Annotated in this window: 9 protein-coding genes and 1 tRNA gene; 6 read left to right on the plus strand and 4 right to left on the minus strand. The window is 68.5% G+C overall.

The window, feature by feature from the left end; translation table 11 throughout:
- Positions 1 to 25: 25 nt before the first annotated feature.
- The 4 genes from ACTQWE_RS04945 to galE all read right to left on the minus strand — a co-directional run bounded on the left by ACTQWE_RS04945 (position 26) and on the right by galE (position 3,265).
- Positions 26 to 100: transfer RNA gene (locus ACTQWE_RS04945), tRNA-Gln, on the minus strand.
- Positions 101 to 185: 85 nt separating this feature from the next.
- Positions 186 to 1,103 carry a peptidoglycan-binding domain-containing protein gene (locus tag ACTQWE_RS04950; RefSeq protein ID WP_441921327.1) on the minus strand — a complete coding sequence of 306 codons (918 nt, stop codon included), beginning with the start codon at positions 1,101 to 1,103 and terminating at the stop codon, positions 186 to 188.
- 33 nt (positions 1,104 to 1,136) lie between these two features.
- Positions 1,137 to 2,201, minus strand: a complete 1,065-nt coding sequence (locus tag ACTQWE_RS04955) for a polyprenyl synthetase family protein (protein ID WP_170102958.1) — start codon at positions 2,199 to 2,201, stop codon at positions 1,137 to 1,139.
- An 8-nt stretch (positions 2,202 to 2,209) separates the two neighbouring features.
- Positions 2,210 to 3,265 carry a UDP-glucose 4-epimerase GalE gene (galE, locus tag ACTQWE_RS04960; RefSeq protein ID WP_373577133.1) on the minus strand — a complete coding sequence of 352 codons (1,056 nt, stop codon included), beginning with the start codon at positions 3,263 to 3,265 and terminating at the stop codon, positions 2,210 to 2,212.
- 861 nt (positions 3,266 to 4,126) lie between these two features.
- Between galE and ACTQWE_RS04965 the strand changes: the two genes are divergently transcribed.
- The 6 genes from ACTQWE_RS04965 to ACTQWE_RS04990 all read left to right on the plus strand — a co-directional run bounded on the left by ACTQWE_RS04965 (position 4,127) and on the right by ACTQWE_RS04990 (position 12,546).
- On the plus strand, positions 4,127 to 5,956 hold the full coding sequence (locus tag ACTQWE_RS04965) for a sensor histidine kinase (protein WP_441856595.1): 1,830 nt from the start codon (positions 4,127 to 4,129) through the stop codon (positions 5,954 to 5,956).
- On the plus strand, positions 5,949 to 6,851 hold the full coding sequence (locus ACTQWE_RS04970; RefSeq protein WP_441856594.1) for a response regulator: 903 nt from the start codon (positions 5,949 to 5,951) through the stop codon (positions 6,849 to 6,851). The genes ACTQWE_RS04965 and ACTQWE_RS04970 overlap by 8 nt, the downstream gene beginning before the upstream one ends.
- A 448-nt stretch (positions 6,852 to 7,299) precedes the next feature.
- Entirely contained in the window at positions 7,300 to 10,167 is a 2,868-nt protein-coding gene (locus tag ACTQWE_RS04975) for a cation-translocating P-type ATPase (RefSeq protein WP_441856593.1), read from the plus strand.
- Between the two features lie 6 nt (positions 10,168 to 10,173).
- Positions 10,174 to 10,827 carry a potassium channel family protein gene (locus ACTQWE_RS04980; RefSeq protein ID WP_441921330.1) on the plus strand — a complete coding sequence of 218 codons (654 nt, stop codon included), beginning with the start codon at positions 10,174 to 10,176 and terminating at the stop codon, positions 10,825 to 10,827.
- Positions 10,828 to 10,836: 9 nt separating this feature from the next.
- Complete coding sequence (locus ACTQWE_RS04985; RefSeq protein ID WP_441921332.1) at positions 10,837 to 11,496, plus strand: potassium channel family protein; 660 nt, start codon at positions 10,837 to 10,839, stop codon at positions 11,494 to 11,496.
- Between the two features lie 189 nt (positions 11,497 to 11,685).
- Positions 11,686 to 12,546, plus strand: coding sequence for an HAD family hydrolase (locus ACTQWE_RS04990; RefSeq protein WP_441921334.1), 861 nt, complete (start codon positions 11,686 to 11,688; stop codon positions 12,544 to 12,546).
- Positions 12,547 to 12,743: the final 197 nt, after the last annotated feature.

The raw sequence follows: 12,743 nt of genomic DNA on the forward strand, positions 1-12,743 counted from the left end.
CGTGGACCCTCCGGCGTGTGTGCGTTGGCTGGGGTAGTAGGATTCGAACCCACATTCCAGGCACCAAAAACCCGTGTCCTAACCCTTGGACGATACCCCAATGTAGTCGCTACGTTGGGCCGCCGCCAACCGGGCGCGCGTGCGCGCCGTTGGATAAGTGTATCAGATGTGCGCCCGCCGCCGCGCTACAGGTTGAACGCGGAGCAGATGGCGTCAAGCAGCATGACGGCGAACGTCTGCGCGTCGCTCACGGTGAACGTGCCGTCGTAGGACAGGCCGTGCGGCAGCTCGAGGCGGACCACCGGGCGCGCGTCGTTGGCGTGGGCGCTCTCGACGGTGGTGCGCAGGCGCTGCGGCAGGGTGTCTATGTCGTCGGTGGTGAGGTTCGCGACCTTGCTGCCCTCAGGCAGGTCCGTCGTGCCCAGGACTATCACCACGTCGTCGTCCGGGCGGGACGCGGCGACGCTCTCCACGATGTCCAGCCCGCTCTTCTCGCTCGTGGCCGAGGCGAGGTTCCAGATGCGGCCCGCGACGTTGCGGCTGATGGGGTCCTCCGCGGTGAGCGAGATCTGCACGCTCTCCAGCACGCCGGCCGCGCGCGCGAAGCCCATGCCGCCCATGGGGTGGGGGCCCGCCGCGGGCTTGCCGGCCCACACGTGGTGCAGGCGCTCGATGGCGTCGAACGTGTCCGGGAACGCCATGCCGTCGGCCAGCATGCCCTGGCTCTCTTGGAACTGCTTCACGGCGGCCTCGGTGTACACGCCGTAGCAGCCGTCGGGCTTGCCGCACGAGAACCCCAGGATGTTCAGGCACTTCTGCAGCTCGAGCACGTCGTTGCCGTGCAGGTTGGGCAGGCGCAGGTACAACGTGCGGTCGCCCATCTTGTAGCACGCGTCCACGAGCGCGGACCACGTGGCGCTGTCCACCTCGCCGCCCAGCGGGATGTCCTGGTCTATCCTGAAGCGCCCCACCGCGGTTGCGGTCGAGGGGCCAAAGCTCTTCTCGCCCAGCTCGCTGGCGTCGATCTTGTAGCCCAGCGACGTGAGGCGCTCTTGTATGTCTTCGACAGCGGCGCCGACGGCGCCCTCTCGGATTGGTTCCATGTGGTCTCCTGTTTACGCGGGTATGCGCGGCGCCTATCCCAGGCGCTCAACAAAGAAGTCTGCCATAGCGAGGAGCACTTTGTGGGCCTCAGGCAAAAAGTCCGCAGACGAGAGGTGCGACTTCGCCTCGTCCACGAGGTCGCGCGCGAAGGCGCGGGTGTGGTCTATCGCCCCGGACCGTGCCATGAGCTCGACGGCGCGTGCCAGCCGTGCCTCGTCCGTCGCGTGGGACGAGAGGATCTGGGACAGCTCGGCCGCGGGCCCCTGCGGCAGGTGCGACAGCGCCCAGACTGCGACGAGCGTGCGCTTGCCCTCCGTCACGTCGCTGCGGAAGTCCTTGCCCTGGGCGGCGGCGTCGCCCACCAGGTTCAGCAGGTCGTCCTGCAGCTGGAAGGCGAGCCCCGCCTTCATGCCAAACGCGCGCAGGGCGTCTACCTGCGCGTCCGTGGCGCCGGCGCAGATGGCGCCCGTGGCAAGCGGCACGGCGGCGCTGTAGTAGGCCGTCTTGTGGCTCGCCATGCACAGGTAGTCGTCCACCGATATGTCCCAGCGGCCGTCGCGCGCCCAGCCAAGGTCGAGTGCCTGGCCCTCCAGCGTGCGCTCCTCCATGGCGACGACCTCGTCTAGCACGCGCAGGCGCACGTCCGGCGCAAGGCCGCGGTCGTCCAGGACGAGCCGCGCCACGGTGGTGAGCGCGAGGTCGCCCACGTTGATGGCGACGCCCGTGCCCTCCGTCACGTACACGCACGGCTCGCCGCGGCGCAGCTCGCTCTTGTCCGCGATGTCGTCGTGGATGAGCGCCGCGGACTGGAAGTACTCGATGGCGCACGCGACGGAAAGCGCGTCCTGCGCGCGGCCGCCCACGGCCTCGGCCCCCAGCAGGCAGAGCGCCGGCCTCGTGCGCTTGCCGCCCGACTCCGTGAAGCGGGCGAGAGGGGCGTAGAGGTAGCGGTCGAGGTCGGCCTGCTCCGCGCGGGCGTGATCCTGCAGCGGGCGCGGGCACTTCTCGGCCAGGGCGCCCTCGATGAGGGGGCGCTGCCTGGCGAGGTAGGCCGCGAACGGGTTGGCCGCGGCCGGAGCGGTCTGGTCCTGGGACATGCTGACCCCTAGTCCTCGTAGCCGTTGGGGTTCTTGGACTGCCAGTTCCAGGAGTCGCGGCACATGTCGTCGATGGTGTACTTGGCCTCCCAGCCCATCTCGCGCTTCGCCTTGGAGCAGTCGGCGTAGTTTGCGTCGACGTCGCCCGGGCGGCGCGGGTCGATCTGGTAGGGGAGGTCCTTGCCGCAGGCCTTGCTGAAGGCCTTCACGATTTCGAGCACGCTGGTGCCGCGGCCGGTGCCCAGGTTGAAGATCTCGACGCCGGTGCGGCCGTTCATCCACCTGAGCGCCGCGGCGTGGCCGGTCGCGAGGTCGCACACGTGGATGTAGTCGCGCACGCCGGTGCCGTCGGGCGTGTTGTAGTCGTTGCCGAAGACGTGCACGCACTCGCGCTTGCCGATGGCGACCTGCGCCACGTAGGGCAGCAGGTTGTTGGGGATGCCCTTGGGGTCCTCGCCCATGAGTCCGGAGGGGTGCGCGCCGATGGGGTTGAAGTAGCGAAGCAGCACGACGTTCCACTCTGGGTCCGCGGTGTGGAGGTCGGTCAGGATCTGCTCGATCATCCACTTGGTCCAGCCATACGGGTTGGTCGCGGGCTTCTTGGGCGACTCCTCCGTGAGGGGCAGGCTGTCGGGCGCGCCGTACACGGTGGCGGAGCTGCTGAAGATGATGTCCTTGCAGCCGTGGTTGCGCATCACGTCCACGAGCACCAGGGTGTTGCCCAGATTGTTGGTGTAGTACTCGATGGGCTTGCTTACGGACTCGCCCACGGCCTTGAAGCCGGCGAAGTGGATGACGCGGTCGATGTCGTTCTGGTCGAACACCGCCTCCATGGCCTCGCGGTCGTTCACGTCCGCCTTGTAGAACGTGAGGTTCTGGGCGGCCTGCTCGCCGACGATGGTGTCGATCCGGTCGATGACCTTCTCGCTCGCGTTGGAGAGGTCGTCCACCACGACGACCTGGTAGCCGTCCTGCAGAAGCTCGACCACGGTGTGGCTGCCGATGAAGCCCGCGCCGCCGGTGACGAGCACGCAGGTGTCCTTGGGATCCTTCTTCTGGCTCATGTGAGTCTCCTTGTCCGAGGTTGTGGGCGTCGCCGGGTGGCCCGCGGGCCTGGCGGTGGCGCACATCCTTGGAATTATAGCGCCGGGGTGTGTATGTCTGGTGCCTGGGGCGGGCGCGCGGCGCGTCTGCGTGGGGAAGGCGTTGGCGGGCGCGTCACGCACCCGGCCCGAGCTTGCGGGAACGCGCTAGGTCGCCCCGGGTGTGTACCCGCTGTGTCACACACCCGGCCCCAGTTTGCGGGAACGTGCAAAGTCATCCCGGGTGTGTACCCGCTGCGTCACACACCCGGCTCCAGTTTGCGGGAACGTGCAAAGTCACCCCGGGTGTGCGACCGAAAACGGTGCCTCGTGGCGGGAAACGCGGGGTGTGTTGCACAAAATGAGAGAAACCCCTGGGTGTGTACCCTCAGAAACTGATTCGAATCAGTATGAATGCAGGTAGACGTCCTATTGCGCGGGAAGCCGAACCGTGGCGGGTGCACACACCCGCAACTTTCTGCCGCGGGGCACCTCTGGGCGCAACACACCCGACCCGAGTTTGAGGAATCGTGCAAAGTCGCCCCGGGTGTGTGACCCGGCCGACGGTGTGGCGCTACACACCCGGTCCCAGTTTGCGGGAACGTGCAAACTCACCGCAGGTGTGTGCGGCGGCGCAAGGCTCGCGGATACGCGCCCGGCCCGAGTTGACGAAACCGTGCAAACTCACCGCGGGTGTGTGCCAGCGACGTAGTGCCTGTGACGTCGTGCCTGTGGCGTCGCGTCTGCGCCGCTGGCCCGCCGCGCCGCCTGCGATATCATATGCGCTGTTGCGACAAGGCCCGGCGCCCCAACCCGGCGCCACGATCACGCGGGAGGCGGCCGATGCAGACGCCAGCGGTCGATGCGGACGGAACGTCGGTTACCAAGAGGTGGCTCGCGCTGACGTCCGCCTGGACGGAAGGACCCAAGCCGCGCCGAATCCTCGCGGAGCTCGCCATCGTCGCCGTCGACCTCGCGCTCGCGACGCTCGCCGGCGTGGCGCTCGACCGCCTTGGCCTCGGCGCAGACGCCATCGTGATCGTCTACGTGCTCGCGGTGCAGATGGTGTCGCTCGCGACGGCAAGCCATGTGGTCTGCGGCGTGGCCACCGCGCTTTCGGTTGCGCTCTTCTGCTTCTTCTTCACGGAGCCGCGCTATCACCTTGTGGCATGGGGCAGCCAGTATCCCGGCACGTTCGCGGTCATGTGCATCGTCGCATTGGTTTCAAGTCTTATATCAATGCGCCTGCGCCGCAACGCGCGGGAAAGCCAGGCGGCAAGCCACATGATGCGCGTGCTGCTGCAGACCAACCACGCGCTGCAGCGCTGCGACTCCGTCCAGTCCGTCATGGGCGAGGCCGGCCGCCAGCTCGCGCGGCTGGTCAGCGGCACCGTCGTGCTCTACCTGCCCAACGAATCCGGCCTGCTCGAGCCCGGCGCGCTGTTCCTGCCGGACGGCACGGACGCGCCGCTGCCGGACGCGGGCGCCCTCGACGGCACCGGCGTCATCGCCGGCCCCCGCGCGCCGCGCCAGCCCAACGTGCCCATCGAGGTCTCGGTTGCCATGCGCGCCTTCGAAAACGGAGAGCCCGCCGGCAACGGCACCTCACTCTTCTCGTCCGCATCTGGCTTTTATCTGCCCGTAGGCGAGAAGGACGGCCCCCTTGGCGTGTTCGCGGTGCTGGGGCCGGGCGTGCCGCTCTCGCAGGGCGAGCGCGACATGGCGCGCGCCGTCGCGGGCGAGACGAGCCTGGCCCTGGGCCGCGAGCTTGCGGCGCAGAAGCGCGAGCAGGCCATGGTCCTGGCCAAGAACGAGCAGCTCAGGGCCAACCTCCTGCGCTCGATATCGCACGACCTGCGCACGCCGCTCACCTCCATCGGCGGCGCGGCCGACGTGCTGCTCGAGGCGGACGACCCCGCGCCCACGGCCCCGACGGACGTGGCCCCGGCCGCGGCTCCCGCCCCGCCGCTTGTGGCCTCGCCCGCGGCTCCCGCCCCCTCGCCCGCGCTCGCGCCGGAGCGCCGCGTGCAGCTGGAGCGCTCCATCCGCGACGACGCGCGCTGGCTTGCCGCGACGGTCGAGAACCTGCTTGCGATGACCCGTCTCACGGGGGAGGGCGTGCGCCTGACGCGCACGCTCGAGCTCATGGACGACGTCGTGGAGGAGGCCCTGCGCCACGTGGACCCAAAGGTCGCGGACCACGTGCTCTCCGCCGAGCCCTCGCGTGGCCTCTGCCTAGTGAGCGTAGACGCGCGCCTTATGGTGCAGGTGCTGGTCAACCTGGTCAACAACGCCGTCAAGTACACGCCGGCCGGCAGCCGGATCACCGTCCGCGTGGAGCGCCACGCGCCCGCCGCCGAGCCAGGGCATGCGCCCGCGGCGGGCGAGAGGGACGTGGTCACCACAAGCGTGACCGATGACGGTCCCGGCATCGCCCCCGCGGACCGCGACCGCGTGTTCGACACGTTCTATACTGTGGGTCGCGGGCTCGCGGACGGTCGCCGCAGCTTTGGGCTGGGGTTGGCGCTCTGCAAGTCCATAATCGAGGCTCACGGCGGCGCCATCCGCCTCGAGCCAAACCGGACGGACGGCCATGGCTGCGTGTTCAGCTTCGACCTTCCGGCCTGCGACCTTGGGAGCGACCTTGAGGGAGGCGGCGTTTCAGATGAGTAGTGACGCCACGTCGATCGGCCCGGCTGCGCCCGCGCCCGAGCCTGCGGTGCCCGCCGCGTCTGGCGCGCCCGCGCCCACCATCCTCGTGGTCGAGGACGACCCGGAGGTCCGCACCTTCGTCGCGGCCACGCTCGACGCGCACGGCTACGCGCACCAGAGCGCGTCCACGGGCCGCGAGGCCATCGCGCTCGCCGCGACGTCCGCGCCGGACATCATCCTGCTTGACCTGGGGCTTCCCGACATCGACGGCATCGAGGTCGTCCGGGCCATCCGCGCGTGGTCCGTCGTGCCCATCATCGTGGTCAGCGCGCGCAGCGAGGATGCGGACAAGATTGGCGCGCTGGACGCCGGCGCCGACGACTACGTGTGCAAGCCCTTCTCGGTCGGCGAGCTCCTCGCGCGCATCCGCGCCGCGGAGCGCCACCTGGCGATGGCGACGGCCGCGCGCGCCGGTGCGACCGGCGTCGCTGGCGCGGTCACGTCCGGCGCGTCCGTGCCGGGTGCCGCCCCCGTCCCCGCCGCGGCGCCCGCGTCGGCTCCGGCACCGGCCGTGTTCCGCGACGGTGGCCTTGCCATCGACTACGCCGCGGGCGTCGTCACGCTCGACGGCACCGAGGTCCACCTCACGCCCATCGAGTACCGCCTGCTGTGCCTGCTGTCTCGCAACGTGGGCAAGGTCCTCACGCACCGCTACATCCTGGACCAGGTCTGGGGCCCGCACGACGACCCCGCCGCGGGCCGGGGCGCCTCGGGGCGGCCGGCCGGACAGGCTGGCGACCTTGCGACGCTTCGCGTGTACATGGGGTCGCTTCGCAAGAAGATCGAGCGCGACACGGCGCACCCGCGCTACATCCAGACCCACGTGGGCGTGGGGTACCGCATGATGAGCGTGTAGGGGCGGCCTTTCGCGCGCTTTGCACCCGTCTGCGATCCTCACTTTCTGACAGATCGCGCTTGTGTCAGAAAGTGAGCGGGAAATCCTGGGAAAACGCGGTCCTGCGCCCTTTTGCCGCCTCACTTTCTGACAAATCCCGCATCTGTCAGAAAGTGAGGCGGCTGTGTGTGCCGCGGGGCGCGCCGCGTCCGCCCCGCGCCCGCCGCGCGTACGTGCCCCGACCTGCGATTTTTATGCCGCATTTATACCAGTCTTAACGTTGCCTTATGCCGCTGACGTGGCGATTTGTGCTCGCGCGCAAACGTGCGCATGCATGGTTGCCGCAACGGATATTCTTCCCTCCGGGCCGGGCGAACCCGGCTCTGGCCGGCGCGTGCCGGCCGTGGTTGGCCCCGGCGGGTGCCGAGGCCGCTCCGTTAGGAAAGTCCGTTAGGAAAGGAGGGCCTTCGTGGAGGATTCCAAGGAGGGCGCCGCCGTTCAGGTGGCGCAGATTCCCCGGCTCACGAGCGACAAGGTCTTCTCGGCCTTGGGCACGTCCGCCGCGGGCCTCAGCGCGCAGGAGGCGGAGGCCAGGCAACAGCGCTATGGCAAGAACGTCATCCAGTCTGGCAAGAAGAAGTCCAAGGTGCTGGTGTTCCTGTCGAACTTCACGCACATGATGGCCATTCTGCTGTGGGTGGCCGGCGTGATCGCCTTCGTGGCGGGCATGCCGGAGCTCGGCGTCGCCGTGTGGCTGGTCAACGTGATCAACGGCTGCTTCAGCTATTGGCAGGAGAGCAAGGCCGACAAGGCGACCGAGGCGCTCAAGAAGATGCTGCCGTCCTACGTGAGCGTCATCCGCGACGGGCAGGAGCAGAAGGTCCTGGCAGAGGACCTCGTGCCCGGCGACGTGCTCATGCTGGAGGAGGGCGACAAGGTCCCGGCCGATGGGCGCGTGGTGCGCTCCAGCGACCTGCAGGTCGACCAGTCCACGCTCACGGGCGAGTCGAACCCCGTGCGCAAGACGTCCGACGCGGTGCTGGAGGAGAACCTCACGAACGCCGAGATGCCGAACCTGGTGTTCGAGGGCACGTCGGTGTCCGAGGGCAACGGCCGCGTCGTCGTGACCCAGACGGGCATGGCGACGGAGTTTGGCAAGATCGCGAGCCTCACCCAGAACATGGAGCAGAAGGAGAGCCCGCTGCAGAGGCAGCTCGACCACCTGACGAAGCAGATCACGGTGTTCGCGCTGTGCATGGGCGTGGCGTTCTTCCTGCTTGACGTGCTGTTTGTGCACAACGGCCTCGCGGCGTCGTTCATCTTCGCGCTCGGCATGGTCGTCGCGTTCATCCCGGAGGGGCTGCTGCCCACCGTCACGCTGTCCCTGGCCATGGCTGTGCAGCGCATGAGCAAGCGCAACGCCCTCGTGAAGTCGCTCTCGTCCGTGGAGGCGCTCGGCTCCACTAGCGTCATCTGCACGGACAAGACCGGCACGCTCACGCAGAACGAGATGACGGTCAACCACCTGTGGACCCCGGCGCGCGAGTACGAGGTCACCGGCGTCGGCTACGCCCCCAAGGGCGAGGTCAAGTCCGACGGCAAGGCGTACGCCGCCGCAGACGACGAGGAGCTGCGGCTGCTGCTCGAGGGCGGCGCGCTGTGCTCCAACGCGCGCCTGCTCCCGCCGGAGGAGGACGGTGGCCGCTACACGGTGCTCGGCGACCCGACCGAGGCGTGCCTGCTCGTCTCCGCGCAGAAGGCCGGCCTCGACCCCAAGGAGGTTGAGCGCCGCATGCCGCGCGTGCGCGAGCTGCCGTTCGAGAGCCGCCGCAAGCGCATGTCCACCATCCACCAGCTCGAGGAGCCCATCGACGGCGCCACGCGCGTCGCGTTCACGAAGGGCGCGCCAAACGAGGTCGTGCGCCTCTCTACCAAGGTCCGCGTGAACGGCGAGGTCGTCCCCATGACGGACTCCCTGCGCTCCAAGATCATGAACGCGAACGACTCCTACGCGGCCGATGGCCTGCGCGTGCTTGCCGTCGCATACCGTCCCATCCATCGCGACGAGCCGGGCGTGCCTGCGTCCATGAGCCAGTACACCCCCGATGACATCGAGAAGGACCTGACGTTCGTGGGCCTCGAGGTCATGCAGGACCCGCCCCGTCCCGAGGTCGCGGCCGCGGTGGCCGAGTGCCGCAGGGCCGGCATCCGCGTCATCATGATCACCGGCGACTACGGCCTGACCGCGGTCTCTATCGCGCGCAAGATCGGCATCGTGAAGGGCGCGCATCCGAAGGTGTTCTCGGGCCTGGAGCTCGAGAAGACCTCCGACGAGGAGCTGCGCCGCGCCCTGAAGGGCGAGGTCGTGTTCGCGCGCATGGCGCCGGAGCAGAAGCTCCGCGTCGTCGAGAACCTGCAGGCCATGGGCGAGGTCGTCGCCGTGACGGGCGACGGCGTGAACGACTCGCCGGCGCTGAAGAAGGCCGACATCGGCGTGGCCATGGGCATCACGGGCACGGACGTCGCCAAGGAGGCGGCGGACATGATCCTGACGGACGACAACTTCGCCTCCATCGTGCACGCCGTCGAGGAGGGCCGCGCGGTCTACGCGAACATCCGCAAGTTCATGCTGTACATCCTGAACTCCAACGTCCCCGAGGCCGTCCCCTCCGCCGTGTACCTGCTTTCCGGCGGCGCCGTGCCGCTGCCGCTGACCACGATGCAGATTCTTACCATCGACCTGGGCACGGACATGCTGCCCGCCCTGGGCCTGGGATCCGAGCCACCCGAGAAGGACGTGATGAGCCGCCCGCCGCGCGACCCCCACGAGCACCTTCTGAACAAGGAGGTCATGCGCAAGGCGTTTATGTGGTACGGCATCCTGGGCGCGGCCGCCTCGCTCGCGGCGTTCGTGTTTGCGCAGGTGCAGGCCGGCTGGCACATGGGCGCCGTCATGTTTGGCGTCGGCAAGGACCTGGACCCCACGTACGTCCGCGCCACGACCATGGCGCTTGCGGCCATCGTGTTCACGCAGATAGGCGAGGTCATGAACTGCCGCACGGAGCTTGCCTCGGTCTTCTCGGTCGGTCTGTTCTCTAACAAGCAGGTGAACAAGGGCATACTGTTCGAGGTGGCGCTCATCGTGTTCCTGACGGTGTTCCCGCCGTTCCAGGGCGTGTTCCACACCTGCCCGCTTGGCCTTGCGGACTACGGATTCCTCGTTCTTCTCCCCCCGATCGTCCTTGCGCTGGAAGAGGGCAGGAAGGCCATCGTGCGCAGGCACCTGGGGATCGACCGCGACGGCGTACGCATCGAGCAGGAAAATGTCGAAAGGTAGGGCATCATGAACGTGATTGTCGTTGGACTTGGGCGCATGGGCACCGGGCTCGCGCGCAAGCTGGACCGCCAGGGCCACAACGTGTGCGCCGTCGACCAGGACCCGGAGCGCCTGGAGCTTCTGGGCGACGGGTTCGCCGGGCGCAAGGTGTGCGGCGTGGGCATCGACCGCGACGTGCTGGAGAAGGCCGGCATAGACCGCGCGTTCGCCGTGGTGTCGTGCACCACCTCGGACGAGACGAACATCGTGGTGGCGCGGATCGCGCGCGACTCGTATCGCGTGCCGCGCGTCATCGCGCGCATGTACGACGTGAGCAAGGCCGAGACGTACCGCCGCCTGGGCATCCAGACGATATCCACGACGGACTGGGGCGTGCGCCGCGCGTGCGAGCTCCTGACGTACCACCAGCAGGACAGCGTGCTCTCCGTGGGCACCGGCGAGGTGCAGATAGTGCGCGCCGACGTCCCCACGCTGCTTGAGGGGCACACCGTGCGCGAGATAAGCGCGATCGGCGAGGTGAAGATCGTCGCCGTTTCGCACAACAGCCAGACGTCCATACCGACGGACGGCACGGTGCTTGGGCACGGCGACGTGGTGTACGCGGCCGTGGCGTCGAGCGCACAGGAGAAGTTCGCCCACATGCTTGGCAAGAGCGAGTAGGAGGTTGCCATGAACATCATCATCGTAGGTGGCGGCAAGACCGGTCGCTACCTGGCGCCCATACTCACGGACGGCGGATCGTCCGTCGTGGTGGTGGAGAGCAGGCGCGACGTGGTGCGCAAGCTGCAGGAGGAGCTGCCGGGGCAGAAGGTCGTGCTGGGAAGCGGCACGAGCCCCGAGGTGCTTGAGAAGTGCGGCGTGATGGGCGCGGACGTGCTCATCGCGGCGACGGGCTCCGACGAGGTGAACCTGGTGGCGTCGACGCTGGCGAAGATGGAGTACCAGGTGCCGCGCGTGGTCGCCCGCGTGAACAACCCGAAGAACTCGTGGATGTTCAACGAGTCGATGGGCGTGGACGTGGGCATCAACCAGGCGGACCTGCTGGCGCGCTCCGTGCAGGAGGGCCTGGACATGGAGGAAGTGTTCACCATCATGCGCCTGGGCAAGGACGAGCACGCCCTCGTGCAGCTTGAGGTGCGCCCGGGCTCCTCGGCCGTGGGACGGAAGATCTCTGACCTGGCGCTGCCGGACGAGGCCGTCGTGATCGCAATCGACCGTGAGGGGGACATCATCATCCCGCGCGGCGACACGGGCCTCATCGCCGGCGACAACGTGCTGGCGTTCACGAGCGCTGCGGCGAAGCGCGAGCTGAAGCGGGCGTTTGCGTAGCGGGCAGGGGGGCCGGCCCTTCTCGCCCGGCGCACCGTGGGCGCACGGCCGCGTTGCGGCCCGTGTCGCCTGCGGGAGCCGATGGATAACGTGTTGACGTGCCGCGTCGCGCCCGGGAAGGCGTGGCGCGGCGCTATCGTATTGGCCGGAGCGCCCGCGGAGGCGGGCGGACGCGGCAGGGGAGGCGCCTTGATCAAGCTCATTCTTTCTGACATGGACAACACGCTGGTGCCGTTTGGCGCGCCGGTTGCGTCGCAGCGGACGGTGGACGCGATTCACGCGTGCCAGGAGCAGGGCATCGACTTTGGGCCGGCGAGCGGTCGCGACCGCGGGGAGCTGTCGAGTTTCTTCAACCAGGACGCGAGCTGCTACAACACGGGCGTGTTGGTGAACGGCCAGAAGGTGTACTACCTGGGCGAGGTGGTGTACGAGAAGACCCTACCCGCGGACGAGCTGCGGCGCGCGGAGTCGATTGCGGCGAAGGTCGAGGGCTGCGCGTTCATCACGTACCGTGACAACAACTTTGGCGACTGGGTGGGCGCGACCCGCGAGGAGCTTGGGCCCATGTACGGGCGCGTCTTCCTGTGCGGCGGCGAGCGCCACGAGCCGGGGGAGATGCCGGACTATCCCGTAGTGAAGGCCGGTATCGTGGTGATGGGCGACAACGAACGCGCGCTGGAGCTCTCTGGCGTGCTGGCTAAGGCCTGCCCGAGCCTGGCGTTTCCCAACACGGTGGTGAACTGGCTGGACGTGAGCCCGAGGGGCTGGGGTAAGGCGGACGGCATCGCGATCCTGCAGCGCATCTTGGGCCTTGCCGACGAGGAGGTCTGCGTGTTTGGCGACGCGGACAACGACCTGGGCATGCTGGGGCGCTACCCCAACTCGTGCGCCGTCGCGAACGCGAACGAGGCCGCGACGCGCGCGGCCCGCTGGCACGTGGGCGCGAGCGCGGACGACGGCGTGGCGCGCGCGATGGAGCAGATCGCGGCCGCGGCGCGGGAGTCTCGCGAGCTTGGGCGCGAGGTGGCTCCGGCGTTCATGCGCGCGTAGCGCGCGGCGCGCGGCGCCTGGTGTGCGGCGCGGGTGGCGCGCGAACGTAGAACTATAATTTGCGCGCGATTCGCCAACTGGGAAAACGCGCCCCTAACGTAGAACTAAAAAATATAGTTCTACGTTAGGGGCATTGTCGTGTGTGTCGAGCGCGTGGCAAGGGTCGCCAAGAAGTGACATGGTCACCCCAAAAATCC

Source organism: Parafannyhessea sp. LCP19S3_B1, from assembly GCF_052121955.1.
In the GTDB taxonomy this organism is placed as follows: Bacteria; Actinomycetota; Coriobacteriia; order Coriobacteriales; family Atopobiaceae; genus Parafannyhessea.

Coding starts and splice junctions, on each gene's coding strand:
- ACTQWE_RS04950 (WP_441921327.1), bottom strand. CDS start 1,103: ATGGAACCAATCCGAGAGGGCGCCGTCGGCGCCGCTGTCGAAGACATA.
- ACTQWE_RS04955 (WP_170102958.1), bottom strand. CDS start 2,201: ATGTCCCAGGACCAGACCGCTCCGGCCGCGGCCAACCCGTTCGCGGCC.
- galE (WP_373577133.1), bottom strand. CDS start 3,265: ATGAGCCAGAAGAAGGATCCCAAGGACACCTGCGTGCTCGTCACCGGC.
- ACTQWE_RS04965 (WP_441856595.1), top strand. CDS start 4,127: ATGCAGACGCCAGCGGTCGATGCGGACGGAACGTCGGTTACCAAGAGG.
- ACTQWE_RS04970 (WP_441856594.1), top strand. CDS start 5,949: ATGAGTAGTGACGCCACGTCGATCGGCCCGGCTGCGCCCGCGCCCGAG.
- ACTQWE_RS04980 (WP_441921330.1), top strand. CDS start 10,174: ATGAACGTGATTGTCGTTGGACTTGGGCGCATGGGCACCGGGCTCGCG.
- ACTQWE_RS04985 (WP_441921332.1), top strand. CDS start 10,837: ATGAACATCATCATCGTAGGTGGCGGCAAGACCGGTCGCTACCTGGCG.